This window comes from Nonomuraea glycinis, assembly GCF_035920485.1.
In the GTDB taxonomy this organism is placed as follows: Bacteria; Actinomycetota; Actinomycetes; order Streptosporangiales; family Streptosporangiaceae; genus Nonomuraea; species Nonomuraea glycinis.
On the sequence record NZ_CP109166.1, the window covers coordinates 546,306 to 571,630 of the forward strand.

23 protein-coding genes and 1 tRNA gene are annotated in these 25,325 nt (G+C 70.4%); 9 read left to right on the forward strand and 15 right to left on the reverse strand.

All coding sequences use genetic code 11. The annotated features are described in order from the left end of the window. The first annotated feature begins 124 nt into the window (after positions 1-124). Both OHA68_RS02445 and OHA68_RS02450 read left to right on the forward strand, forming a co-directional pair. Entirely contained in the window at positions 125-427 is a 303-nt protein-coding gene (locus OHA68_RS02445; RefSeq protein WP_189136821.1) for a hypothetical protein, read from the forward strand. Between the two features lie 170 nt (positions 428-597). After that, positions 598-1,089 carry a hypothetical protein gene (locus tag OHA68_RS02450; RefSeq protein WP_327106170.1) on the forward strand — a complete coding sequence of 164 codons (492 nt, stop codon included), beginning with the start codon at positions 598-600 and terminating at the stop codon, positions 1,087-1,089. Between the two features lie 363 nt (positions 1,090-1,452). Here the strand turns inward: OHA68_RS02450 and OHA68_RS02455 are convergent, their stop codons facing one another. From OHA68_RS02455 to OHA68_RS02465, 3 genes are all read right to left on the reverse strand, one after another. Continuing rightward, entirely contained in the window at positions 1,453-1,890 is a 438-nt protein-coding gene (locus tag OHA68_RS02455; RefSeq protein WP_327106171.1) for a hypothetical protein, read from the reverse strand. A 10-nt stretch (positions 1,891-1,900) separates the two neighbouring features. After that, on the reverse strand, positions 1,901-2,965 hold the full coding sequence (locus OHA68_RS02460; protein WP_327106172.1) for a DUF6745 domain-containing protein: 1,065 nt from the start codon (positions 2,963-2,965) through the stop codon (positions 1,901-1,903). A 97-nt stretch (positions 2,966-3,062) separates the two neighbouring features. Beyond that, the gene (locus tag OHA68_RS02465) at positions 3,063-4,538 is read right to left on the reverse strand and encodes an alpha/beta hydrolase (RefSeq protein ID WP_327106173.1); all 1,476 of its coding nucleotides are present in this window, start codon (positions 4,536-4,538) and stop codon (positions 3,063-3,065) included. A 186-nt stretch (positions 4,539-4,724) separates the two neighbouring features. Here OHA68_RS02465 and OHA68_RS02470 point away from each other — a divergent pair, with 186 nt between their 5' ends. Beyond that, the gene (locus OHA68_RS02470) at positions 4,725-6,047 is read left to right on the forward strand and encodes an NAD(P)/FAD-dependent oxidoreductase (RefSeq protein ID WP_327106174.1); all 1,323 of its coding nucleotides are present in this window, start codon (positions 4,725-4,727) and stop codon (positions 6,045-6,047) included. Here the strand turns inward: OHA68_RS02470 and OHA68_RS02475 are convergent. Next, positions 6,001-6,642 carry a hypothetical protein gene (locus OHA68_RS02475; protein ID WP_225276888.1) on the reverse strand — a complete coding sequence of 214 codons (642 nt, stop codon included), beginning with the start codon at positions 6,640-6,642 and terminating at the stop codon, positions 6,001-6,003. The two genes, OHA68_RS02470 and OHA68_RS02475, sit on opposite strands and share 47 nt — an antisense overlap. Before the next feature lie 20 nt (positions 6,643-6,662). Between OHA68_RS02475 and OHA68_RS02480 the strand changes: the two genes are divergently transcribed. Next, a complete protein-coding gene (locus OHA68_RS02480; protein ID WP_189136810.1) occupies positions 6,663-6,827 on the forward strand; it encodes a hypothetical protein in 165 nt (54 codons plus the stop codon). On the opposite strand, the gene OHA68_RS02485 is transcribed toward OHA68_RS02480, so the two are convergent. After that, positions 6,803-8,365, reverse strand: coding sequence for an ABC transporter substrate-binding protein (locus OHA68_RS02485; protein WP_327106175.1), 1,563 nt, complete (start codon positions 8,363-8,365; stop codon positions 6,803-6,805). The two genes, OHA68_RS02480 and OHA68_RS02485, sit on opposite strands and share 25 nt — an antisense overlap. A gap of 163 nt (positions 8,366-8,528) precedes the next feature. Between OHA68_RS02485 and OHA68_RS02490 the strand changes: the two genes are divergently transcribed. Together OHA68_RS02490 and OHA68_RS02495 are read left to right on the forward strand one after the other, a co-directional pair. Next, positions 8,529-10,430, forward strand: a complete 1,902-nt coding sequence (locus tag OHA68_RS02490) for a sensor histidine kinase (protein WP_327106176.1) — start codon at positions 8,529-8,531, stop codon at positions 10,428-10,430. Beyond that, positions 10,423-10,779, forward strand: coding sequence for a DUF742 domain-containing protein (locus tag OHA68_RS02495; RefSeq protein ID WP_189136807.1), 357 nt, complete (start codon positions 10,423-10,425; stop codon positions 10,777-10,779). The genes OHA68_RS02490 and OHA68_RS02495 overlap by 8 nt, the downstream gene beginning before the upstream one ends. Positions 10,780-10,885: 106 nt before the next feature. Here OHA68_RS02495 and OHA68_RS02500 read toward each other — a convergent pair whose 3' ends face one another. Genes OHA68_RS02500 through OHA68_RS02530 form a run of 7 tightly spaced genes read right to left on the reverse strand, consistent with a single transcriptional unit; the run spans position 10,886 to position 18,893 of the window. After that, a complete protein-coding gene (locus OHA68_RS02500; protein ID WP_327106177.1) occupies positions 10,886-11,758 on the reverse strand; it encodes an ABC transporter ATP-binding protein in 873 nt (290 codons plus the stop codon). Further along, positions 11,755-12,522, reverse strand: a complete 768-nt coding sequence (locus tag OHA68_RS02505) for an ABC transporter ATP-binding protein (RefSeq protein ID WP_327106178.1) — start codon at positions 12,520-12,522, stop codon at positions 11,755-11,757. Before OHA68_RS02505 ends, OHA68_RS02500 begins: the two co-directional genes overlap by 4 nt. Then, positions 12,519-13,457, reverse strand: a complete 939-nt coding sequence (locus OHA68_RS02510; RefSeq protein ID WP_327106179.1) for an ABC transporter permease — start codon at positions 13,455-13,457, stop codon at positions 12,519-12,521. Before OHA68_RS02510 ends, OHA68_RS02505 begins: the two co-directional genes overlap by 4 nt. Continuing rightward, the gene (locus tag OHA68_RS02515; protein WP_327106180.1) at positions 13,454-14,470 is read right to left on the reverse strand and encodes an ABC transporter permease; all 1,017 of its coding nucleotides are present in this window, start codon (positions 14,468-14,470) and stop codon (positions 13,454-13,456) included. Before OHA68_RS02515 ends, OHA68_RS02510 begins: the two co-directional genes overlap by 4 nt. 7 nt (positions 14,471-14,477) lie before the next feature. Next, positions 14,478-16,109, reverse strand: coding sequence for an ABC transporter substrate-binding protein (locus OHA68_RS02520; protein ID WP_327106181.1), 1,632 nt, complete (start codon positions 16,107-16,109; stop codon positions 14,478-14,480). A gap of 23 nt (positions 16,110-16,132) precedes the next feature. Continuing rightward, positions 16,133-17,833, reverse strand: a complete 1,701-nt coding sequence (locus tag OHA68_RS02525; RefSeq protein WP_327106182.1) for a hydantoinase/oxoprolinase family protein — start codon at positions 17,831-17,833, stop codon at positions 16,133-16,135. Continuing rightward, the gene (locus OHA68_RS02530; protein ID WP_327106183.1) at positions 17,826-18,893 is read right to left on the reverse strand and encodes a DUF917 domain-containing protein; all 1,068 of its coding nucleotides are present in this window, start codon (positions 18,891-18,893) and stop codon (positions 17,826-17,828) included. The genes OHA68_RS02525 and OHA68_RS02530 overlap by 8 nt, the downstream gene beginning before the upstream one ends. Positions 18,894-18,994: 101 nt before the next feature. Here OHA68_RS02530 and OHA68_RS02535 point away from each other — a divergent pair. After that, positions 18,995-19,070, forward strand: a tRNA-Met gene (locus tag OHA68_RS02535). Between the two features lie 27 nt (positions 19,071-19,097). On the opposite strand, the gene OHA68_RS02540 is transcribed toward OHA68_RS02535, so the two are convergent. Further along, positions 19,098-19,439: a VOC family protein gene (locus OHA68_RS02540; RefSeq protein WP_327106184.1), complete on the reverse strand. Its 342-nt coding sequence runs from the start codon at positions 19,437-19,439 to the stop codon at positions 19,098-19,100. 169 nt (positions 19,440-19,608) lie between these two features. Between OHA68_RS02540 and OHA68_RS02545 the strand changes: the two genes are divergently transcribed. Both OHA68_RS02545 and OHA68_RS02550 read left to right on the forward strand, forming a co-directional pair. Continuing rightward, positions 19,609-20,043, forward strand: coding sequence for an RpiB/LacA/LacB family sugar-phosphate isomerase (locus OHA68_RS02545; RefSeq protein WP_189136798.1), 435 nt, complete (start codon positions 19,609-19,611; stop codon positions 20,041-20,043). A 183-nt stretch (positions 20,044-20,226) separates the two neighbouring features. Next, positions 20,227-22,782, forward strand: a complete 2,556-nt coding sequence (locus OHA68_RS02550; RefSeq protein ID WP_327106185.1) for a Tex family protein — start codon at positions 20,227-20,229, stop codon at positions 22,780-22,782. 128 nt (positions 22,783-22,910) lie between these two features. Here OHA68_RS02550 and OHA68_RS02555 read toward each other — a convergent pair whose 3' ends face one another. Next, positions 22,911-23,480 carry a hypothetical protein gene (locus OHA68_RS02555; protein ID WP_189136796.1) on the reverse strand — a complete coding sequence of 190 codons (570 nt, stop codon included), beginning with the start codon at positions 23,478-23,480 and terminating at the stop codon, positions 22,911-22,913. Positions 23,481-23,737: 257 nt separating this feature from the next. Then, on the reverse strand, positions 23,738-25,273 hold the full coding sequence (locus tag OHA68_RS02560; RefSeq protein ID WP_327106186.1) for an ABC transporter substrate-binding protein: 1,536 nt from the start codon (positions 25,271-25,273) through the stop codon (positions 23,738-23,740). Between the last annotated feature and the right edge of the window lie 52 nt (positions 25,274-25,325).

Below are 25,325 nucleotides of genomic sequence, written 5' to 3' on the forward strand. Positions count from 1 at the left end.
CATATGGCCGACCGTGGACAGTGTGTATCTATAGAATCACGCTCTGTGGCCATGAAGGTCGGCACCGTAGTGGCCACGCTCCTCCTCCACACGAGCGTTTCCCCACAGGAAGGGACCACCGACCATGCACACAGCCCTCAGAATCACCCTCGGCGGCGCGGCCATGAGTCTCCTCGCACTCCAGGGCACGGCAACGGCATCTGCGATCCCCGCGGGCAACGCCCCGTCCTGCGTCACCGTCTGGCAGACCACGGGCACCATCACCAAGACCGGCTACGCCAGGAACGACTGCGGCGAGACGATGAACCTCAAGATCGTCTGGGCGCACGGCGTCGACGGGAGCTGCCAGACCGCACGGCCGGGCGACACCATCAGCAGCAAGGTGCCCCGCGGCCCCAGGAACTTCGACGGCGCCGGCCGGTGCTGACCGCCTGAAGCGAGCCCGGGACAACCCCCGACCGAGACGAACGGGGGTTGTTCCGGCCGGCCCATCGGGAATCTCCGCGAGGCGCACTCGCCGCCATGGCTGTGACAAGAAGCGATCACCGGTTTCGCGATCGGCCGGTTGCGGCCTGTCGGATTTGATACACAATTTCCATGGAGATGCAGGTCTGGGCTTCGCTGCTCGGTGTGCTGCTGGGAGGGCTGATGTCCTATCTGGCGCAGTTAACCACCGTGCGACTTACCGCCAGGAATGAGGAGAAGCGGCAAGCGGCTCAGCGGGCCGAGGCTCGACGTTCGGAGCAGCTGGAACTGCTGCGCGAATTCATCACGATCACGCAGGAAGGCATTCGCATCGCCGAAGAGCGCGATCAGGCCCCTGACTGGAATGCCGCAGGAACGCCTGAGTGGTTCGCGAGGGCCCGGAGCGTCATCGACCGCCTCTGGGTGGCTGAGCGGATGATCCAGGTCCTGTTCCGTCCTCAGATGTACCAACTCGCTCGTGCCTACGCGACTGCGGTGGACCATGTCCTGTGGCGTCTGCCCGACCAGAGCGCGGCCGAGGGTTCGATGTGGGACCACCTCAGAGGTCCGCAGCACGCGTTCCTGGAGGCGGCCCGTACAGAGGTCGGTTCGCAGCACGCTTGAGATGACCGGCGAATCCAGCTCCGGCGCAAGCGCCAGGTGAACGTCTCAACCGTCACGCAACACCGTTGGCGAACAGGCCCTGGCCCGCAACAAGGAACCCCTCCTGAGCCCCGTGCGTTTCCTTAATGTCACCCCTCGACACAAGGAAAATCATGACCAATATGGGCGTCCCGGAAATCCTCCAGCTGCTTGTGATCGCCGGCGTGGTGGTCCTCATCGTCCTGCTGGTCAACCGCCTGCGAAAGTAGAGCCGCTCGAAAGCGGCCAGGAGCACGCCCCCGAGCACGTGACATGGCCCCGCGATCACATCGGTGATCACGGGGCCGCTACTGTCCCATCGACTTCGCCGACAGCGGGCGGAGGTCAGTCCGCGACGAGGCGGGCGCGCTGTCCGTCGCGCTCGCGCTGCCGCCGGACCACGTACGCCCCCGGCGCGCACCCGGACGCCCCGTGCTCCGGGTGCAGCAGGTAGACAGGCTCGGTGGCCTCGAAGATGCCGATCGCCAGCCAGTCGGGGTCAGTCACGTGAGTCGTCCAGCGGCAGGTGCCCCGATCGGCGACGAGCGTGTGCGGGTTGCCGCCGGAGCCGCCGCGGAGCAGTTCGACGCCCTCGGGAGGCACGTCCGTCCAGGGGCTGTCGGACCAGGTGCGCACGGACGGGGTGAGCATGGCCAGCGGGATGACGATGAGGTCGCCCTGGGCCTGGAGGCCGTCGACGACGGGGATGCGGGCCGACTGCTCCAAATGGTCGAGCACGGCGAGTCCGGTCTGCTGGGCGAGCGATGCGAGTGTCACGGTCATGGAGATCACCTCAGGTTCGGCGGACGAGTTGGGAGTACTGCTCGGCGGACAGCCCGTACGTCCAGCCGGCGGCGTCGACGGGGTCGCGGAGGAAGCCCGGCACGGTCAGCCCGTACTGGCGGCGGCGCCCGTCGCGTTCGACGGATCCGTTGACCGCGAGGAGCACCTTGGTCTCCGCGCGCATGTCGTACAGCCGCAGGTGTGAGCCGGGGTTGCCGGGGTCCGGCGCGGTGGCGACCAGGCGCAGCCCGGCCCGCTCGATGTAGGAGGCCCAGCCGATGCGCTCGATCGCGCACCGCCTGATCTCGACGTTGGGCTCGCGGGCGATCCGCTCGACGCTGGGATCGGTGATCACCCAGGCGGGCACCGGCCGGCCGTGCCAGGCGTGTACGTCCCAGCCGTCGGCGTACCGCAGGGCCGGGCCGTCCGCGTGGTGCAGCCGGATCTCCCCGGGTTCGTCTCCCGGCTCGGTGTGCAGGTCGGCCGGTCGTTCGGAGACCACGCATACCTCGTCGCGGGGCCACCACCAGCCGCACGACCGGGCCACCGCGACCCACAGGTCGAGCAGGCGGGTCTGCTCAGTGGTGAAGACCACGCCGGCCGCCCGGCGCAGGGCGTCGTAATGGGCGATCCGGGACGGTTCCTGGGCCGCGTACCAGCTGCCGGTCCAGTCGTGGCGCGACTTCCGCACCCGTGGGAGCGCTTCCTGGAGCGACCTGTCGAAGGACCGGGCCAGCGGGGCGCGCACCTGCGCGCCGATCAGCTGGTCCAGCGGGCGGTGAGCCCAGGTGAGCCGGCTGTCGAGTCCCATGTACAGGGTCTGCAGGAGGGTGGTCAACCGGCGCGGCACGGGCCAGTCGGCCAGCCGGTCGATGCTCTCCGCGGGACGGACGCCGGGCGGGACGGTCTCCACGGCCATGAGCGGCGAGGAGACCCAGTGGAAACGGGGTGAGGAGTGCCCGATCAGGCGATAGAGCTCGGAGATGGCCGCCTCGGCGGCCGGACGGTCGGCGGGCCGGGTGGAGAACACCCAGCCCAGCCATTCTTTCCGGATCTCGGCAGCTTCCCGCTGCACGAGCGTTTTCACCGGAGGGGGGCGGCAGCGCCCCTTTCATTGATCATGCCGCAGATGGTGACAGATCGTCGGGGGCGCTGTCCAGTCCGTCGCTTCGCTACCGGCGGCACATGGTCCCGTTCCTCGGCGGGACGCGGTTGATCAGATAGCGGTCGACCGCGCCGTTCACGCAGGTGGAGGGGCCGCCGTAGGCGGTGTGGCCGTCGCCGTCGAAGCCGAGCAGCACGCCGGACGAGAGCTGGCCCGCAAGGGCTTCGGCGTCCTTGTACGGCGTGGCGGGGTCACGGGTGGTGCCCACGACCAGGATCGGCGGCGCGCCCTTGGCCCGCACCCGGCCGACGATGCCTTCGCCGCTCTTGACCGGCCAGAAGGCGCACGGCGACAGCAGCCCGTCGGAGAAGTACTTGCCGAAGTGCCGCGACTCGGGCACGTACGTCACCGCCGAGCGGGTGGCCCTGCTCGTGGGCGGGTAGTCGGCGCAGTTGACGGCGGTGAAGGCTTCGCTGCTGTTGTCGTACGAGCCGTCGACCCGCCTGCCGTTGTAGCCGTCGGCGAAGGCCAGCAGCGCGGTGCCGTCGCCCTTGAACGCGTCGCCGAGCGCGGCGCGCAGCGACGGCCACTGCGCGTGGGAGTACATGGCGGCCATCACGCCGCGCCACACGAGCGCCTCGTTGACCTGCCTGCCGTCGAGGTCGTTGCGCAGCGGCGCCTTGTCGGCCCGCTTGAACAGCTTCGCCAACTGCTGGAACGACGCGCTGACCTTGTGCGTCCTGAACGGGCAGCCCGGCCGCTTGTAGCAGTCGCGCAGGAAGGACGCGAACGCCGTCTCGAAGCCGTGCGCGGCCGCGCCGGGAGCGGTCCCGCGGGTGGCGGGGTCGATCGCGCCGTCGAGCACCATGGCCCGCACCCGCTTCGGGAACGCTTCGGCGTACGTGGCGCCGAGCAGGGTGCCGTACGAGAAGCCTAGGTAGGTCAGCCGCCGGTCACCCAGCGCCGCCCGCAGCACGTCGATGTCCCTGGCGGCGTCGCGGGTGCCGACGTGGGCCAGCAGCGCGCCGGCGTTCGCCTTGCAGCCCTGGGCGTAGATCTGCTGGTAGGCGTCGCCCTTGCGGACCTCGGACGGCGTGTCGGGGGTGGGGTCGAGCGCGTGGTAACTGTCCATCACGCCGTACGAGAGGCAGCGGACGGGCGAGGAGAGCCCGACGCCGCGCGGGTCGAACCCGACCACGTCGAAGCGGGCGAGCAGCGCGGGCGAGACGAACTGCTTGGCGTTCCTGGCCAGGTCCACGCCCGACCCGCCGGGACCGCCGGGGTTGAGCACGAGCGAGCCGATCCGCTTGGGCCCCTTGGCCCGCAGCCGGATCACCGCGATGTCGATCTGCCGCCCCTTGGGCTTGGCGTAGTCGAGCGGCACCTTGACCTTGGCGCACTGGAACCCGCCGCCGCAGCCGGACCAGGCGAGCCGCTGACCGTAGTAGCCGGCCGGCCCTGGCGGGGCCTGCGCGGACGCGGGCACGGCCGACACGAGCAGGCCGACGATCGACATCGAGATGACCGCGAATAAGCGTCGCATTTTCCTGTCTCCATCTGGCGGCCGGGTGGACTGTCACTGGCTTCCGATGGTCGGTGAAATCGGTTGCGACGCCCTTGAACCCGGCTGACGACATGTGGCCATTCAGCCGTCTTCAAGCGGGTTCGGCGAGGTAGGTTTGCTCGCCCTCCTCCACGGAAGAGCTAACACGTGGCTCGAATAGCGGTTGTGGGCAGTGGATTCGCCGGATACACCTGCGCCAGGCTCCTGGAGCGGTGGCTGCGGCCCGACGAGGCGGAGATCGTGCTGATCACGCCCAAGGACTACACCCTCTACCTTCCGCTCCTGCCCCAGGTGGCCGCCGGGGTGCTGCAGCCCCGCTCGATCGTGGCGCCGCTGCACACCGGGCTGCGCCGCACCAAGCTGCTGCCCGGCGTCGCCATGGACGTGGACCTCGACCGCCGCCGCTGCGAGGTGCTCAAGATCAGCGGCGAGGTCACCAGCGTGCCGTTCGACGTGGTCGTGCTCGCCCCCGGCAGCATGACCCGCACCTTCGACATCCCCGGGCTCAAGGAGCACGCCCGCGGCATGAAGACGCTGGCCGAGGCGGTGTTCCTGCGCGACCACGCGATCGCCCAGCTGGAGCTGGCGGCCAGCTCCAGCGATCCGGCGGAGCGGGCGGCCAGGTGCGGGTTCGTCGTGGTGGGCGGCGGCTACTCAGGCGTGGAGACCGCCGCGACGATGCAGCTGGTGACCCGCGCGGCGCTGGCCCGCTTCCCCGGCCTGGACCCCGGGCTGCTGCGCTGGACCCTGCTCGACATCGCGCCCAAGCTGATGCCCGAGCTCGGCGAGCAGCTCGGCGACGCGGCCACCCGGCTGCTGAGGAAGCGCGGGGTCGACGTACGGCTCGGCGTCACGCTGGAGAGCATGACCGACACGTCGGCGAAGCTCACCGACGGCACGGCGCTGCCCACCCGCACCGTGGTCTGGACGGCCGGGGTGACGCCCAGGCCGGTGGTGTCGAGTCTGGGCACCGAGACGGCCAAGGGGCGGCTCGTGGTGGGCCCGGACCTCCAGGTGCCCGAGCACGACGGCGTGTTCGGGCTGGGCGACGCGGCGGCCGTACCCGATCTGACCAAGCCGCAGGGCGGGGTCTGCGGGCAGACCGCGCAGCACGCCTCCCGGCAGGCCGCGACGGCCGCGCGCAACGCGATCGCGGCGCTGCGCGGCGGCCGCATGCGGGCGTATCGGCATCGCGATCTCGGCCTGGCCGTCGACCTCGGCGGCAGGGACGCGGTGGCCAGGCCGCTGGGCGTGGACCTGTCCGGCCCGCTGGCGCAGCTCGTCACCCGCGGCTACCACCTGCTGACCGCGCCGTCGGGGCGCTCCAGGTTCAGGATCAGCGGCGACTGGCTGATGAACATGTGCGCCGGCGACGACCTGATCAGGCTCGACTTCCTCAAGGACTCCCCCGGCACGCTGGACGAGCTGGAGCACATGCCGATCAAGGTGAGGTCGCGCCACGAGCAGAAAGCGGGACTCCGACAGTGATCTCGCCGCTCAGCCGGTAGTCGCCCTGGAGGTCGAGGTCGTCGCCGCTCCAGAACTTGCCCGGGTCGTACCAGTTGGGGCGGCGGCCCGGCAGCAGCAGCCCCATCGCCTCGTAGGTGACGGCCACCACCTCCGCGCAGTAGGCGCTCTCCAGCGTGCGCTCGCGCGCCCGGCGGAGCTGCGGGATGCGGCCCCTGGCCCAGCGCGCGGCGAGCCGGGCCGTGGACGGGAACGGCGTGCCGTCCAGCCGGGCCACGGTCCGCAGCGCCGCGTCCTCCATCTCGGCGCTCGCCTGCGGTTCGAGCTGCCGCAGCCAGGGACGCTGGCCGTAGCGATCGGCCCAGACCGTCACCGCGTCGCGCAGGTCGTGCAGCTGCACGCCGCGCTGGTGGGAGCCGGACCACAGGTCGGGCAGCGACCTGCCCAGCTCGGCGTGCCACATCATGGGCGGCATGTCGTCGATCACGATCGCCATGCCCACATGGTTGACCGGGCTGTTGGTCATCGTCTGGATGGCGCGGTCCGGCACCGAACGCCCCCGGAAGATCCACAGGTCGCCGGTCCTGGTCAGCTCCACGGCCTCATCGAGAGTCAGCACACCGATAGCGTAAGCACATGCGCTGGTGGAAGATAATCGGGCTGGCAGGGGCCGCGGGCGTCGCGGCCACCGGGGTGGCGATCGCGCGCGCCGAGCGGCGCCGCCGCGCCTACACCCCGGAAGAGATCAGAGTACGGCTGCGCGAGCGGATCGAGAGTCAGCCGGAGGGCCGCAGGTCATAGACGAAGACCACGTCGGGATAGGCCGGGTTGTCGTCGTAGCCCTGGATCCCGCCGAGGTAGGCCCGGCGTGAGTTCACCACCCACGGCATCGCCACGGCGGCCTGCTTGTCCAGCACCCGCGTGGTGGCCTGGGCGAAGACGCGCTGCGCGGCGGCCTGGTCGGTCACGATCAGCTCGGGCAGCGTGTCGAGCAGGGCGTCGGTGGCGGGATCGTGCAGATACGACAGGTTGAACATCGGCGGGTCCGCGCTGCGGAAGACGTTGCCGAACCAGGAATAACCGTCGGCGTAGTCCGGCCACCAGTACATCACGAAGATGTCCTGGCGCTTCTTCTTGCCCTCTTCCCACTGGGCGGTCCAGGGCATCGCCCTGGCCCGCAACGTGACGTTGAGCGGCGCTAGGTCCCGGCGCAGCCTCCTGACGAGCTGCTGCTGGTCGGTGTCGCCCTCGGCGTAGGTGAGGGTCAGCGTGAGCGGCTCACCGCCCGGACCGTACCCGGCCTGCTGCAGCAGCGTGGTGGCGGCCGGCAGATCCTGCTTCGGCTCGCGGCCCTTGATGTGGCCGAGCAGGCCCTCGGGCACGATGCCGCTGGCGGGCGCGACCCCGCCGCGCAGCGCCCTGGCCACGCCCCGGTAGTCGACCGCCTTCTGCACCGCCCGGCGCACCCGCAGGTCGGTCATCGGGCCGGTGGCCGTGTTGAACAGCATCATGGCCGTCTGGAACGACGGCTGCTCGGCCGTGCGGATGCCCGGTGTGGCCACCGCCCTGGCGAACAGCTTGGGGTCGAGCCGGTAGACGAAGCTGGCCTCGCCGCGCAGCAACAGCCGCCAGGCCCGGCTGGGATCGGGCACGACGCGGTACTTGACCGTGCGGTAGTGCGGCCGGTCCCAGCCGCCCCAGTAGCCGCCGTACGACCTGAGCGTGAGCTCGTGCTCACTGCCCTTCTTCCACGAGGAGACGGTGTACGGCCCGGAGCCGGCGTCCCGGCCCGCCGCGAACCAGGTGCGCAGGTCCGGCGCCGCCTCGGTGTCGTAGATGTAGGCCGCGTACGCGGAGGAGGCGACCAGGTCCAGCGGGACCGGGTAGCGCAGCGTGAAGATCACGGTCGACGGGTCTTCGGTCCGGATGGAGGAGACGGCGTCCCAGATGTAGGAGGCGCCGGTCTTGGCCTGCTTGGTGCGCTCGATCGACGCCTTGACCGCGCTCGCGTCGAGCGGCCGGCCGGTGTGGAAGGTCACGCCCTGGCGGAGGACGAACGTCCAGGTCCGGCCGTCGGGTGAGGCCCGCCACGAGGTGGCCAGCCGGGGACCGGCCTTCTTGGTGACCGGATTCCACAGCGTGAGCGTCTCGTAGACGTTCTGCAACGCGACGACTTCGTTGGAGTAGGACCGGCTCGGGTCCCACTCTGTGATCATGTCCAGGTGCCTGACGTAGACGAACGCCGACTCTCCTGGCGGAGCCTGCCGCACCTCGGGCGGGACCGAGCAGGCCGTGATCAGCAGCACCAGCGCGGCGACCGCTGCGAGTCGACGGCGCAACCTATCTCCCTCAGTGACCGAATCTACCTGCGAAACCTACTGCATGATCATGGTTACGTGTCCAAACCCGCTGAAAAATTGGGCATTCCGGAGATCCGATTGCTATCCTCTTGGCTTGTCCCGTCCGGGGTTGCCAGCAGGGGACCGACCGGAGTGAGGTGTCATGGGTCGTAGCCGCACGATCCGTACCAAGATCATCGGCCTACTGCTGGTTCCACTGGCCTCGATGGTCGTGCTGTGGGGAGTCATCACCGCAGTCACGGCCGGCGAGAGCCTGGAGCTCCGGCAATACACCACGCTCTGGACTAACCTGCGTCATCCCGCTCACAAGCTCGGCAACGAGTTGCAGCGCGAACGCCTCGCCTCGGTGAAGTTCTTGAATGCCGGGAAGACGGCCACCGACAGGTCGGCCATCGCCCAGCAGCGTGCGCGCAGTGACAGGGCCAGGGAGGAATTCAGGAAGCTCTCGGGCGCGTCCCGGGACACGTCGGAGGCGATCCGCACGCAGGTTGACGTGGTTTACACGCAGTTGAGCAGGCTCGACTCGATCCGAGGGGAGATCGACGCGGGCCTGTCCGATCGGCTGCACACAGTCGAGGCCTACAACGCCGCCATCGACGCGCTCTTCGGGCTGCACCGGCGGGTCGGGCTCATCGACGACATCCCGATCTACGAGCAGTCCCGCCTGGTCATCGACCTCGGCTACGCCGAGGAGTTGCTCACCAGGGAGCAGGCCATCGCGATCGGCCCCACCACACCGGCCGAGCGCAGGCTCTTCGCCCAGCTCGTGGGCAACCGGCGCTTCCTCATCGACCACGCGCTGGGCGAGCTCGATCCCACCCTGCGCGAGATCCAGGTCTCGATCATCACCTCGCCCGTCTACCAGCGGCTGCGGCTGATGGAGGACCAGATCATCGCCGGCGGCGCGCCGCGCGGCTGGCTCGCCACGACCGAGGCGCTGTCCAAGTCGTTCTCGGCGGCGCAGCTCAAGGCGAGCATCATGCTCTCGGCCCGGTCCGAGCCGGTGGCCGACGCGGTGCTCGTCCGGGCGCTCATCCTCGCCGGCACCTGCCTGCTGCTGATCATCGTGTCGATCGTCTTCACGCTGCGGATGGGCAACCGCCTGTCCAAGGAGCTGTTCACCCTCAGGGAAGCGGCGCTCGAGGTGTCCAGGGAGCGGCTGCCGGAGGTCGTCGCCAAGCTCCGCAAGGGGGAGACGGTGGAGGTGCCCGAGCTGTCGGTGGCCAGCACCACCGCGGAGATCGGCGACGTGGGCCAGGCGTTCTCCACCGTCCAGCAGACCGCGGTGGAGGCGGCCGTCGGCCAGGCGCAGCTGCGCGACGGCGTCGGCCACGTCTTCCGCAACCTGGCCAGGCGCAGCCAGGCGCTGCTGCACCGCCAGCGCATCCAGCTGGAGGACATGCAGCACAAGGCCACCGACCCGGACGCGCTCGAAGACCTGTTCCGGCTGGACCACCTGACGACGCGCATGCGCCGCCACGCCGAGGGCCTGATCATCCTGTCGGGCGCCACTCCGGGGCGCGGCTGGAGCAGGCCGGTGCCGCTGCTGGACGTGGTCCGGGGCGCGGCGGCGGAGGTCGAGGACTACCAGCGGGTCATCGTCGAGCCGATGCCCACGCAGCGGCTGAACGGGCCCGTGGTCGGTGACGTGATCCACCTGATCGCCGAGCTCATCGAGAACGCCACCGTCTACTCGCCCCCGCACACCACGGTCATGGTGCGCGGGGAGGCGGCGGCCCGCGGCTTCGCCGTGCACGTCGAGGACCGCGGGCTCGGCATGAGCGCCGAGGAACTGGCCGACTTCAACGGGCGGCTGGCCAGCCCGCCCGAGTTCGATCTGGCCGACAGCGAGCAGCTGGGTCTTTTCGTCGTTTCCCGGCTGGCCGCCCGGCATGACATCCGCGTGACGTTGCGCGGTTCACCATATGGAGGGACCACCGCCATCGTGCTGATCCCGGCAGAGCATGTGACAGATCCCCCGGCCGCGCCGGAGGAACCCATCAGGCAGCCGGCACGCCCCATGCGGGTGGTGCAAGGTGAATGACGAGCGCTGGCTGGACGAGGACGCCGGCCCCATCGTCCCTGCCTACTTACTCACCAGGGGCCGGACCGTGCCCGCGAGCGAGGCCATCGACCTCATCGCGGTGATCATCACCTCCGGCGGGCTCACCCCGCCGGTCGGGCTCGGTCCAGAGCACCTGATCATCCTGCAGAAGTGCACCAAGCCGACCCGGCTGGTGGACGTCGCGGCGGAGCTCAACCTGCCCATCGGCGTGGTGCGGGTGCTCGTCGGCGACCTGCACACGCAGCAGCTCGTCCAGGTGGAGTCGCCGCCACCCGCCCCCGACGCCACGGTGTTGCTGGAGGTGATCACCGGGCTGAAGGCGCTGTGACGCCCCTTCCAGGCGCTCCGCACGCCCTCGGCCCGGTGACCGGCCCCGCTCAGCATGTCCTGGGCGGTGACAAGCCCCCTGCTCCAGCCTTCAGCACGTCCTCGGCTCAGGCGTTCAGTACGTCCTCGGCGCGGTGACAGGCCACGCGCCGTCCGGCCACCTCACGCAGCGCGGGAGCGCGCTCACACTCCGGTACGGCCAGCGGGCAGCGCAGCCGGAACGGACAGCCCGTCCCAGCCGACCTGGCCTCGGCTCTCCCTCTCGCCGCCGGCGGCTCTCCCCCCAGCTTCGGTACGGCTTCCCGCAGCGCCAGCGTGTAGGGATGGGCGGGTCTGGCGAGGAGGTCGGCGGTGCCTCCGGACTCGACCACCCGGCCCGCGAACAGCACATGAGAGGTCCTGCACAGCCTGGCCACGATCGCCAGGTTGTGGGTGATGAGCAGGCGTTCGGTGTCGAGCCCCGCCAGCAGGTCGAGAATCTTCGCCTGTACGGTCACGTCCAGGGCGCTGGTGGGCTCGTCGAGGATGAGCAGGCGCGGGCGTACGGCCAGTGCTCTGGCGATCACCACCCGCTGGCGCTGGCCGCCGGAGAGCTGGTGGGGGCGGCGAGTGGCCAGGTCGGGGGTCAGGCCGACCTGTTCGAGCAGGTCGGGGACGCGGTGGCGGTCGGCGCGCGGCAGCGCCTCGGCGACGGAGCTGCCGACGCGCATCCTGGGGTCCAGGGCCTCCGCCTGGAAGACCGGCTGCACGTCGCCCCGGAACTTCCGCATGTCCACTTTTTTCAGGTCTTGTGTGCCGTACCAGATATTTCCTGACATGGGGGTTAGGAGGCCGAGGAAGGCGCGCGCCAGGGTGGTCTTGCCCGAGCCGCTCTCCCCGATCAGGCCGACGCCGCCCTCGGTGAGGTCCAGCGTGACGTCGTGCACCACGGCCGTACGCCCATAACCGAGCGTCACCCGCTCAGCCCGCAGCGACGTCATGGGAGAGCCTCCAGCAGTTCGCGGGTGTAGGGGTGGGAGGGACGGGTCAGGACGTCGGCGGCGGGGCCGCTCTCCACGACCTCGCCGTCCTTCATGACCAGCACTCGATCGGCGATCGTGGACACCAGGGCCAGATCGTGGGAGACGATCAGCAGGGCCAGGCCGCGCTCCTTGCGCAGTCCGTGCAGGACCCCGACCACCTCGGCCTGCACGGTCACGTCCAGGGCGCTGGTGGGCTCGTCGGCCAGGATCACCTCGGCGCCCAGCGCGATGGCCAGCGCGATGGCGAACCGCTGCGCCTGGCCGCCGGAGATCTCGTGCGGGTAGCGGCGCAGGATCTCCGGATCGAGCATGACCGCCTCCACGGCCGCCACCATGACGCGCTCCAGCCCGCCCTTCGAGGCCCGGCCGCCGTGTGGGCCGGTGATGCCGTGCAGTGCGAGGGCGCGGCGCATCAGGGTGCCGAGGCGGGTGGTGGGGCTGAGGGCGGCCTGGGGGGACTGCAGGACCAGGGCCACGCGGGCGCCTCTGATCCGGCGGAGCTGCTGGGGGGACGCCTGTAAGACCTCGACGCCGCACACACTGACATGTCCAGAAACGTCGGCCCCCTCGGTGAGCCCGAGCAGGGACAGCAGGGTCGTCGACTTGCCCGAGCCGCTCTCCCCCACGATGGCCACGCACTCCCCCGCGCCCACGTCCAGCTCCGGCACCCGGGCGACGACCCGCGTCCCGTACCGCACCTGAAGGTCCCTGACCTCGATCACCTGACGACCCTCCGCGGATCCAGCGCGTTGCGCAGCCCCTCGCCCAGCACGTTGAACGCGAACGCCGTCACCAGGATCGCCAGCCCGGGGAAGGTGACGACCCACCAGTTGGTGGTGAACAACGTCTGACCCTGGTCCACCATCAGTCCCCACTCCGCCGTCGGCTCCTGCGCGCCCAGCCCCAGGTACGACAGCGCGGCGGCGGTGAGGATGACCCCGCCGGCGTCGAGCGAGATCTGCACCAGGACGGGCGTGATGGAGTTCGGCAGGACGTGCCGGACGATGATGACCGGGGCGGGCACACCGAGGCAGCGCGCCGCGTCCACGTACGGGCGGGTGGCGACGGAGGCGGCCACCGACGCCGACAGCCGCGCGTACCACGGCCACCAGGTCACCGCGATGGCCACGATCACCGTCGTGACGCTCGGCTGCAGGACCATGGCCAGCATCAGCGACAGCAGCAGCGCCGGAAAGGCCAGGAAGACGTCCGTCACCCGCATGATCACGTCACGTACCCAGCCGCCGGCGTACCCGGCCACCAGGCCGAGCGTGACGCCCACGGCCGCCGAGACCGCCAGCACGGACACGGCGATGAACAGCGACGTGCGACCGCCGTACAGCACTCTGGTGAGCACGTCGCGGCCGGCCTGGTCGGTGCCGAACCAGTGCTCGGCGCCGGGCGCGAGCAGGGCGTTGACCGGATCGACCGCGTCCTCCGGGTACGGCGCGAGCCAGGGCGCGAGCAGCGCCGCCGCCACGACGACCACGATGAGCACCGCGCCGGTGGCGGCGAACCGGTCGGTGATCTTGGGCAGGGTACGGCGCAGCGGCGCCTCGGACGGCCCCGCCTCGGGCGGCGTCCCGGGCGGCGTCCCGGGCGGTGTCCCGGGCGGTGTCCCGGGCGGTGTCCCGGGCGGCGTCCCGGGCGGTGTCATTGGGGCCTGACCCGTGGGTCGATCAGGCCTTGCAGGAGGTCCACGACCAGGTTCGCCAGCACGTAGACGAGCGCCACCAGCAGGGTCACCCCCGCGATGGCCGGGGTGTCGAGCGAGGAGATGGCGGAGGCGGCGTAGCGGCCCAGGCCGGGCCAGTTGAAGACGGCCTCGACCAGGAAGCCGTTGACGATCGAGTAGGCGAAGACCAGCGCGATCAGCGACAGCACCGGGCCCAGCGCGGGCCGCAGCGCGAACCTGGTCAGGATGGACGTCTCGCCGAAGCCGAGCGCGCGTTCGAGCCTGGCGTGGTCCTGGCCCGCCTCCTCGATGAGCATCGCGCGGGTCATCTGGGCGATCACTCCCGTCGGGTAGGCGGCCACCACCAGCGTGGGCAGCACCAGATGCCGCAGGGTGCTGGTGAGAATGGGCCAGTTGCCGGTGATGAGCGCGTCGACGACGGTGATGTTGGTCCAGAGGGTCAGCGGGCTGGTGGTGTCGAGCGAGGAGTCGTACTCTCCCGCGACGGGGAACCAGCCGAGGTTGCTGGCGAAGACCGTCTGCAGCGCCAGGGCCAGCCAGAACACGGGGACGGAGACGGCCAGCATGCTGGTCACCCGCACCCCAAAGTCCGGAAATTTCGTCTTATAGCGGGCGGCGAGCACCCCGACCGGAATGCCGGCCACGATCGCGAGCAGCAGCGCCGCCCCGACCAGCTCCAGGCTCGCCGGGAACGCCAGCAGCAGATCGTCGCGGACCGGCTGCCGGGTGTGCAGGCTGGTCCCCCAGTCTCCCGTCACCAGGTCCCTGACGTAGTTCCAGAGCTGTACCCACAGCGGATCGTCCAGCCCGAACCGCTCGCGCGCCGCCGCGAGCTGCTCGGGCGTGGCCTTGGGCCCGGCGAAGGCGACCGCCGGATCCCCCGGCACCAACCGCATGACGACGAAGGTGAGCATGACCACGCCGGCCACGACCAGGAGTGCCTGGCCGAGCCGGCGGATCAGATACCGCAGCACCCAGGCCTCAGCTCGCGCGCTTGAGGTCGTGGAAGAAGACCACGTTCGGATAGGCCGGGTTGTCGACGTACCCCTGCACGTCCGCCGACAGCGCGCGCTGGTAGGTCTGCACGTACGGCACCGCGACGGCGGCCTGCTCCTGAAGGATCTTCTTCTGCAGCTCGTCGTACGACGTCTCCGCCGCGAACAGGTCGGTGGCCGTCAGCTTGGGCAGCTCGTCGATGGCCGCGTCGATCCCGGCGTTCTTCAGGTAGGACAGGTTGAGCTCCGGCTTGTCGTTGCTCCTGAAGACGTTGAAGAACCACGAGTACGCGTCCGGATAGTCCGGATACCAGTACATGACGAAGATGTCCTGGCCCTTCGCCTTGCCCTGGTCCCACTGGGCGTTCCAGGCCATCGGCTTGGCCTGCAGCGTCACGTTCAGCTTCTGCAGCGCGGAGGTGAGCAGGGTGACGAGCAGCTTCTGGTCCTCGTCGCCCTGGGCGTAGGTCAGGGTGAGCTTGAGCTCCTCGTTGTCGCCGCCGTAGCCCGCGGAGGCCAGCAGCTCCTGCGCCTTGGCGAGGTCCTGCTTGGCCTCCAGGTTGGCCGTGTGGCCGACCAGCCCTTCGGGCACCAGCCCGCTGGCCTTCACGCCCGCGCCCTTCAGCGCCGCGAGGAGACCGTCGTAGTCGATCGCGAGCTGCAGCGCCTGCCGTACCCGCACGTCCTTGGTCGCGCCGCCGGCGGTGTTGAACAGCACCAGCAGGTTCTGGAACGACGGCGTCCGGCTCACCTGCACGCCCTCGGTGTCGCTCGCCTGCTCGAACAGCTGCGGGTTGAGCCGCTGCACGAAGTTGACCTCGCCCTGCTTCAGCAGCTGCCAGGCGGTGGTGATCTCGGGGGTGACCCGGAAGGCGACCTTCTTGTACTGCTCGGGCTTCCAGCCGCCCCAGTAGTCCTCGTACGCCTTCAGCGTGAGCTCGGTCTCCTTGCCCTTCTGCCAGCTGTCGATCGTGTACGGACCCGTACCGGCGTCGGCTTTGCCGTCCTTGACCTGGTCCACGGCCTCGGTGTCGTAGATGTAGGCGGCGTAGCCGGAGGCGGCGACCACGTCGAGCGGCGTGGCGTACTTGAGGGTGAACTTCAGCGTCGAGGCGTCGGGCGCCTCGATCGTGTCGACCGCGCCCCAGATGTAGGCCGCGCCGGAGTTCTCCTTGATCGTGCGCTCGATGGCCTTCTTGGCCGCCTCGGCGTCGAGCGCGGCCCCGGTGTGGAACTTCACGCCCTGCCGCAGCTTGAACGTCCACTCCTTGCCCTCGGCCGCCGAGGTCCACTCGGTGGCCAGGCGCGGCTCGGGCTTCCTGGTCGCGGAGTTGTAGCGGGTCAGCCCCTCGTAGATGTTGGACATCGCGATGTTCTCGTTGGAGTACGAGGTCGCGGGGTCCCAGTCGGTCACCACGTCGAGGTTGGGGGCGTAGACGAAGGTGTCGTCGTTGGCCGTGGCCGTGGCCGGCTGGGTCTGGGTCGCCGCCGTCTCACCGGTGCTGCTCGGCTGGGGAGAACGGTCAGCGCCGCGCACCTGGCCGCCCGCGCACGCGGACGCGGCCATGGCCACGGTGCCGGCGACCCCTAAGAGGAGCAGACGCTTGTGCCAGCTCATGTGGGGGAAGTCCTTTCGATCTGTCACCGGGTGAGGGGTCCGGCGGCTTTGACGTGCACCCGTACGGCGGGTTCCGACAGGTAGCTCAGCGGCACCTCGAGGAGATCGACGATCTGGACACCGGCCGGATCCGCGCCTGCCGCGACGGCCCGCGCCACGGCCTCCTCCTTGACCCTTTCGATCGCTTTTGACCGGCTTTCACCTGCAGGCATGATCGTATCGACTCTGCCGCTCGCCAGCGCGATGGCGGCGCCGACGGCATTGGCCACGGCGGCGTGCTCGGGCCGGATCACCCGGCTCACCCCGGGGATCCGTTCCGGCAGCAGGAACGCCCCTCCACCCACCGCCACCAGGGGACGGTCGGCTCGGCCGAGGCTCATCCGGTCCACCGCGTCCAGCGCCAGCGCGTCGGCGACGGCCAGCGCCCTTTGCAGAGTGTCGCGAATATCTTCCGACATGTCGCCCACCCCCCTCCGCCCGCCCGGCCCTCGCCCGGTCAGCCCTCGCTCCGCCGGCCCCTGCCCGGCCGACCCCCGCTCGGCCGGCACCGCCTCCAGGCGCTCGGCCAGCACCGCCTCCAGGCGCTCGCGCCAGCCTGAGACGCCGCGGGGGAGGCGGCCGCCCGCCACGGCCGCGTCGGTGAGCGTCGCGGTGCCGCCGCCGAACACCAGCGCCTCCTCGGCGATCCGGTACCCGACCGAGTCGGGCCCGACGGCCCCGTCCCGGACCACGCTCCCGCCGCCCAGCGCGATGGCCAGGATGTCCGGCATGCGGAAGTTCGTCAGCACCCCGCCGATCTCCACCGCCGCCGCCGACTCCCGGGGGAACCCGCCCACCAGCACACCCAGGTCCGTCGAGGTACCGCCCACATCGGCGACGATCGCGTCCTGAACCCCCGACAGCAGCGCGGCCCCGCGCAGCGAGTTCGCCGGGCCGGAGCCGATGGTCGACACCGGCAGCCGCGCGGCGTGCTCCACCGTCATCAGCGTGCCGTCGTTCTGCGCGAGGTACGGCCTGGCCGACAACCCACGCTCGGCCAGCGCGCTGGTCAGCGCCTGGGTGACGTGCCCGGCGACCGTGTACAGGGCGGCGTTGAGCACGGTCGCGTTCTCCCGCTCCAGCAGGCCGAGCGAGCCGATCTCATGGCTCATCGAGACGGGCAGCCCGTACTCACGCCTGACCAGCTCCTCGACCGCCCGCTCGTGCTCGTCGCCGGCCGGGCTGAACACGCCCGTGACCGCGACCGCGTCGGCCCGCACCCCGTCCAGGAAGCGACGGATCGCGTCCGGGTCGAGCGGGCCGATCTCGCGACCGTCCACGTAATGCCCGCCGGGCACGATGGCCTCACCCGCGGACACGACCTCGCGCAGGTCGGCGGGCCAGCCGACGAGCGGCGGCACGGCCGTGGTCGCGGGCGCGCCCAGCCGCAGCACCGCCACCCGGCCGAGATTCCTGCGCTCCAGGATCGCGTTGGTGGCGTGCGTGGTGCCCAACATGACCCGAGTGATGCGCCCCCACACCACCCCACCCTCAGCTCCGTACGACGCGCCGGACGGCGCGAGTTCGGTCAGGACGGCGTCCAGGGCTGCCCGGAGGCCGGTGGTGACGTCCGGGGTCGTCGGCCGCTTGGCCTTGGCGATCACCCGGTCGGACGCGTCCAGCACCACCGCGTCGGTGTTCGTGCCCCCGACGTCGATGCCGACGCGCAGATCGCCCTCAGCCACGCGACTCCTCCTTGACCGGCTCCTCGACGGGCACGTACTCCAGGTCGTAGCCGAACGCCCGCGGCCCGGCCGTCTCCAGGCCCTTGGGCGTGCGCCAGAGCGGGTCGCACGGCCAGGCGAGCACCGCCACGCGCTGGCCGTACCGCAGGCTCTCGGTCTGGATCGCACCGGCCGTCTCGGTGTCGACCACCGTGATGAGGTCCGGCACCATGGCCCTGACCTCTCCGTCCTCGATCGCGACGAGGTTCTCGTTCTGCAGCTCCAGCCGGAGCGTCCGGCCGCGGTCGTCGCCGGTGCCCTCGATCGTGGCCGTGCCCCGGACGAAGCCGCCGGTGGTGCGCCGCTCCACGTCGGTCAGCTTGCCGGTGATCAGCCGCGCCGCCCCGAGCTCGCGCTGGAGGGCCGCCAGTGGCTCGGCCGCGCCTTCGGTGGATCGGCCGACCTCCAGCGCGCGGGTGACCGTACCCTCGATGACCGCGCCGCGCGCCTGCGCGGCGGTGAGGATGTAGTCGGCCATCAGCGCGTGCGAGCCGGCCGCCACGCACACCGCCCGCGCCAGCCGCTCCGACCACAGCCCGTCGATGGGACGAATCGTCACTACATTGCCCACGATGTCGGACATGATGACGAGGTCGGCGGGCAGTCCCGCGACGTACATCGAGATCATCTGGACCTCGGGAAAGGCTCGCCCCATGCCGTCGGCGTCGAGCAGCGGCAGGCCGAGCTGGGCCGCCCAGGCCACCGGCGCCACGCCGTTCGAGCCGCCGATCTCCGACGACATGATGGCGGTCGGCGGCCTGCCGAAGATCCGTTCGACCTCCTCGACGACGCGCCTGGGCTCGTCCTCGCCGTAGATCATCTCGTGGCCGACCGTCGGCGCCCCGATCCCGGACAGCGGCACCACCAGGGCGTCCTCGGGCAGGTCGGCCAGCCGGACGAGCGGCACCTCGCCATACGTCTCAATGGCCCGCCGGGCCGCCAGCGCACCGGTGCGCACGTCTCCTCCGCCGCCGGTGCCGAGCACCGCGCACCCTCGCGCGAGCGCCGGAATGTCTTCCACCCTGATGATGCTCATATGGCGACACAACCAAGCACATAAGACCGCATTACGCCACTTAATCGGTTGCTCGCCCTACCCGATCGCGCGAGGCTTGCCTTCTCGGCGGGTGAGGGCGCTGGTGTGCCCGGCGGTTTCATACGCCGCTTCAGGTGGGTTCGATTCCCGCACCCGCCACCACGCTTCCGATCCGTGGTCAAGGGCGGCTCAAGCACCGACGAAGCAGAACTCGTTGCCTTCCGGGTCGGCCATGACCTGGAAGGAGCCTTGGTCGTCGGTCACCGTCCCGCCGATCCGCGTGGCGCCCAGGCGCAGCGCCTGGGCGATGGCGGGCTCGATGGCGTCGACCTCGACGTCCAGATGCAACCGGTTCTTCACGGTCTTGTCCTCGGCGACCGGCTGGAACGCCAGCCGTACTCCCGGAGCTTCGACGTGGGACCAACCCCGGGCACGATCCACCGGGTCGCCGCCGAGCAAGGCGGCCCAGAAACGCACCAGGCTCCTCGGATCCCGGCAATCCACCACAATCTGACCAAGACGCGCACGCATGACGGCCAGGCTAACCGAAGCGGATCATCGCGCCCGCCGACCAGCGCCCCGCCGACCGGCCGCTCGCCGCCGACAGCCGCCGCCCTAGGGCCACCGCTCGACGGCCACCACGGCCTGGCGGGTTTGGGCTCCCACCCGCGCGTCGGCACGCTCTGGTACACCTGGAGCCATGCGGATCTCAGTAGCGGCCGACAGCCTGGACGGGGTGGCGGAGCAGGTCGTGACGGCGCTGCGCGAGCGGGGCCACGAGGTCATCCCGCACGGCGCGCTGAGCGCCGAGGAGCGCGACGACTGGGCGTGGGCCTCGGAGTCGGCGGCCCGTGACGTCAGCGAGGGGCGCGCCGACCAGGCGGTGGTGTGCTGCTGGACCGGCACGGGCGCCTCCATCGCGGCCAACAAGGTGCCCGGCGTGCGCGCCGCCCTCTGCGTCGACGCCTACACGGCCGACGGCGCCCGCAAGTGGAACGACGCCAACGCGCTCGCGATCAGTCTCCGGCTCACCTCGGCCGTGATGCTGGACGAGATTCTCGACGCGTGGCTGGCGGGCCGGCCCAGCACCGACTCCGCGGACCGGGCGAACGTCGCGCATCTGGGCGAGATATAGAGGTCTCGTCGCCGTCTGGCAAAGCGTTCTGGGAATCGTCGGTGCCGCGCTCTAGGGTGCTGGCATGACCGACGTGCCGGTGCCGGCGAGCGCGCCCGACGGGTTCACCCTGCGCGGACTCTGGTCATGAAAGACGGCGTCGTCCTGCACAATTGACCGGCGGGACCATCGAAAGGCAGACAAGTGCTCTCTATTCACCAGCGGATCGCCGAAGAGCTCGGGGCGCGCGAGGGGCAGGTGCGAGCCGCGGTCGACCTGCTCGACGGCGGCGCGACGGTGCCGTTCATCGCGCGATACCGCAAGGAGGCCACCGGCGCCCTCGACGACGCCCAGCTGCGCACGCTCGAAGAGCGGCTGCGCTATCTCCGCGAGCTCGAAGAGCGCCGGACCGCGATCCTGGAGTCGATCGAGTCGCAGGGCAAGCTCGACGACGAGCTGCGCGCGCAGATCATGGCGGCCGAGACCAAGGCCCGCCTCGAAGACATCTATCTGCCCTTCAAGCCCAAGCGGCGCACCAAGGCGCAGATCGCCCGCGAGCTGGGCCTGGAGCCGCTGGCCGACAAGCTGCTCGGCGACCCCTCGCTCGACCCCGCCGAGGTCGCCCTGTCCTTCGTCACCGAAGGCGTCGCGGACGCGGGGGCGGCGCTGGAGGGGGCCAGGGCCATCCTGATCGAGCGCTTCGCCGAGGACGCCGACCTCATCGGCGGCCTGCGCGAGCGGCTGTGGACCCACGGCCGCCTGGCCGCCAAGGTCCGCGAGGGCAAGGAAGAGGCGGGGGCGAAGTTCTCCGACTACTTCGAGTTCGCCGAGCCGTTCACCAAGCTGCCCTCCCACCGGATCCTGGCCATGTTCCGGGGCGAGAAGGAGGAGATCCTCACCGTCACGCTGGAGCCGGACGACAGCCCTGACTACGAGCTGCGCATCGCCTCCCGCTTCGGCGTCTCCGACCAGGGCCGCCCCGCCGACAAGTGGCTGACCGAGACGGTCCGCTGGGCCTGGCGCACCCGCATCCTCGTGCACCTCGGCATCGACCTGCGGATGCGCCTGTGGCAGGCGGCCGAGGACGAGGCGGTGCGGGTGTTCGCGGCCAATCTGCGCGATCTGCTCCTGGCCGCCCCGGCGGGCAGCCGCACCACCATGGGCCTCGACCCCGGGCTGCGCACCGGCGTCAAGGTCGCCGTGGTCGACGCCACCGGCAAGGTCGTCGACACCGCCACCATCTACCCGCACGAGCCCAAGCGGCAGTGGGACCAGTCGCTGGCGGTGCTGGGCGCGCTGGCCCAGAAGCACGGCGTCGACCTGATCGCCATCGGCAACGGCACCGCCTCCCGCGAGACCGACAAGCTGGCCGGCGAGCTCGTCAAGCTGATGCCGACCATCACCAAAATCGTGGTGTCCGAGGCCGGCGCGTCCGTCTACTCCGCCTCCGCCTACGCCTCGCAGGAGCTGCCCGAGCTGGACGTGTCCCTGCGCGGCGCGGTGTCCATCGCCCGCAGGCTCCAGGACCCCCTGGCCGAGCTGGTCAAGATCGACCCCAAGTCCATCGGTGTCGGCCAATACCAGCACGACCTCGCCGAGTCCCGGCTCTCCCGCTCCCTCGACGCCGTGGTCGAGGACTGTGTCAACGCCGTGGGCGTCGACGTCAACACCGCCTCGGCCCCGCTGCTGACCCGCGTGTCGGGCATCGGCTCCACCCTGGCCGAGAGCATCGTCCGCCACCGTGACGCCCACGGCCCGTTCAAGGCCCGCAAGGCGCTCAAGGACGTCTCCCGCCTCGGCCCCAAGGCGTTCGAGCAGTGCGCCGGCTTCCTGCGCATCCCCGGCGCCGACGACCCACTGGACTCCTCCAGCGTCCACCCCGAGGCCTACCCGGTGGTCCGCCGCATCCTCGGCTCGGTCCGCACCGACCTCACGTCCCTGATCGGCAACACGGCGGCGCTGCGCTCCATCAAGCCGCAGGAGTTCACCGACGAGACCTTCGGCCTGCCGACGGTCACCGACATCCTGCGCGAGCTCGAGAAGCCCGGCCGCGACCCGCGCCCCGCCTTCAAGACCGCCACCTTCAAGGAGGGCGTCGAGAAGCTCTCGGACCTCGACCAGGGGATGATCCTGGAAGGCGTCGTCACCAACGTCGCGGCCTTCGGCGCGTTCGTCGACGTCGGCGTGCACCAGGACGGCCTGGTCCACGTCTCCGCCATGTCCCACAACTACGTCAAGGACCCCCGAGACGTGGTCAAGCCGGGCGACATCGTCCGGGTCAAGGTCCTCGACATCGACATCCCCCGCAAGCGCATCTCCCTCACCCTCCGCCTCGACGACGACCCGGCCCAGTCCGCTACCGGCGGCCCCCGCGCCGACACCGCCCAGTCCGGCGGCTCGGCCGAGGGCGGCCGCCGCCCACGCGGCCGGGGTGACGGCGAGCGCGCCGGTGCGGGCGGCCAGCGCGGTCGCGGTGACGGCGCCCAGCGGGGCCGTGGCGACGGTGGACAGCGCGGGCGTGGCGACGGCCCCCAGCGAGACGGACAGCGGGACGGCGGCCAGCGCGGCCGTGGTGACGCTGCCCAGCGAGACGGCGGGCAGCGCGGGCGTGGTGACGGTGCCCAGCGGGACGGACAGCGGGACGGCGGCCAGCGGCAGCGCGATGGCGGCCAGCGTGGTGGGGGTCAGCGGCGCGCCGAGCCGTCGGGCGCCATGGCCGAAGCCCTCCGCAAGGCGGGCCTCACCGGCGACAAGAGCTGACCCGTTCAGGTCTCCGCGCCGCAGGCGTCCTTACCGGACGCCTGCGGCACACCCCCACCCTTCTGGCGCACCCGGATACCTGTGACGCGCCCATCCGGCCCGCGACCGGCCGCTGGACGGCCTGCGCTCTAGACGCCCCAGGCCGGGATCGTGACGACGGTCTTACGGGGATAGTCCTTCATGTCGTTCACGATGATGGCGGGGGGCTGAGCCACCATGTCACCGAGGCCCTGGCAGTGGCCCCAGAGGTCGATGACGAAGGCGTCCTGGTTCCACTCGGAGAGCTTGCCGCCGATCTCGCCGGTGGTCCGCCCGGCGACGAGGACGTAGTGATTGTCGTGGAGCTTCTTGATCTCGACGACCTCGATGGGGACGGTGAACTTCGGCGCGGTGCTCTTGAGGGCGTAGACGCTCAGGTAGGCGAACAGGATGCACGTCAACGGCCGGTCCGGATCCTTTTCGAGGGCATTCGCGACGAGTTCGCCACCGGCGAACCAGTATTCAGGGGTGACCGTCCAGGTCTTCATCTCGGCCGGCGTCCGACTGGCGCCGTCCGAGGGCCGGACGAGCGCGATCGTCCTTTCGAGCTGCCCGGCGCTCTGCAGTTTCTGCGGGTCGGCGGTTCCGATGACGGGATTGGCGACCTTCGACTTCGCGTAGGAGCTCAGCACGTCGCGTGCGACCTTGACGTCACTCATCCGTTTTCCCTTTCGTCGTGCGCGGTGCGTCTCTCGCCCCCCGGCGGATCCGCGCAGACCTAATTCTGCGTAATTGAGCCGACACGGCGAGTGCCTTCGTGGACACCATTGGCTGACATCAAGGGAACGCAACAGTCCTTCGAAAAGCTGTATCTGGTACGGCGACAAGATGTGGCCACCGGCCTCGAACCCGGTCAGCCGAGCGGGAACGAGGCCGTCACGACATCTCCGTGGGCCCTGGATGAGGTTCCGGGGCGCTAGTCGGCGATCTGCACGCTGGTGAAGTCGTAGTCACCGAGCACCGGCACCTGCCAGCCGGTCACGCCCTTGCGGAACGCGGCCAAGTAATTCAGGTTGCAGATGGGGATCACCGGCGGGCCATCCTTGATCACCGTGTTGAAGGCCTCCCGCATCGCGACCCCGCGCTCCGTGTCGTCCGCGCTGGCCCGTACCTTCGCCAGCAGCTCCTTACCGCCGGGCAGCTCGTAGCCGCCGGAGTTGTACGGCCCGCCCGGCAGGTAGAAGTCGGCGATGAACTGACTCGGGTCGGGGCGCCCGGCCTGGATCCCGGAGACGGCAGCGGTGAACTTGCCGGTCCGGCGCGCGTTGATCATCTGCTGGAACTCGAGGACCTTGACCGACGCGTTGATCCCAACCTGCTTCAACTGGGCCTGCACCACCTGCGCCAGCGCCTGGTAGGAGGAGGTGGTGCCGGACGCGAGCTCCATGGCGAAGCCGTTGGGGTAGCCGGCCTCGGCCAGGAGCCGCTTGGCCTTGGCCACGTCGTAGTAGGGCGTGGTGTCCTTCAGGTCGGGCGTGGCCGCCCAGTGGCTCTGCGGGAACGGCTGCACCGTGGGGACGCAGCTGCCCCCTTGCAGGCTGTTGTTGATCGACTCACGGTCGATCGCGTACAGCAGCGCTTCCCTGACCTTGGGGTCGGACAGGGGCTTGGCCTTGGTGTTCAGCAGGAGACCCATGAACCGGGTGTTCGGCCCGTTGACGATCGAGAGACCGGCCGCCTCGGCCTCCTTGATCTGCTCGCCGGAGATGCTGGTGCCGTCGACCTGCCCGGACTTCACCGACCGGAGCCGGGTCGATTCATCGTTGAAGACGACCATCTCCATGCTGCCGATGCTGACCGCCTGGGCGTCCCGGTAGCCGTCGAACTTCTTGAAGCTGACCCTGCCCGGCTGCAGGCCGGTGACCGTGAACGGCCCGGTGCCGACCGGCTGGGTGGCGAGGTCGGGAGTGTCCAGCGCCTTCGGCGAGACGGCGATGCCCGCCTCGCCGGCCAGCGCGTTGAGCATGTACCCGGCAGGCTCCTTGAAGGTCAGCTTCAGCTCCAGCGGCCCGGTCACCTCGACCTTGTCCAGGATCGCCAGCTGCCCGACCAGGGTGCCGGTCTTCCTGAACGCCTCAAGGGACGTCTTGGCCGCCTCGGCGTCGTACTTCTCGCCGTCGTGGAACGTCACGCCGTCGCGCAGGGTGAAGGTGAGCACTTTGTTGTCGTCGCCGAACTCCCACTTGGTGGCGAGGCCCGGGCCGAGCTCACCGGCCGGGGTCCGGTTGACCAGGCTTTCGTAGACCGCGTCCAGGAAGATCGGGTCCAGTGGCGCCGACTTGCGAGGGTCGAAGGAGGTGGGCATGCCCGGCACCCCCCAGGTGAAGACGGCGCCGCTCTTGGGGCCCGCCGAGCCCTGTGGGGACGTGCCTCCGCCACCACCGCAGCCGGCGAGGACGAGACCCGTGGCCAGAGCGAGGACCCCGACAGATTGAACCGATGCTCGTTTCACGTCGTTCTCTCCGTACGTCAGATGTGAGCTTGCCTTGCTTGTTTGGTGAGCC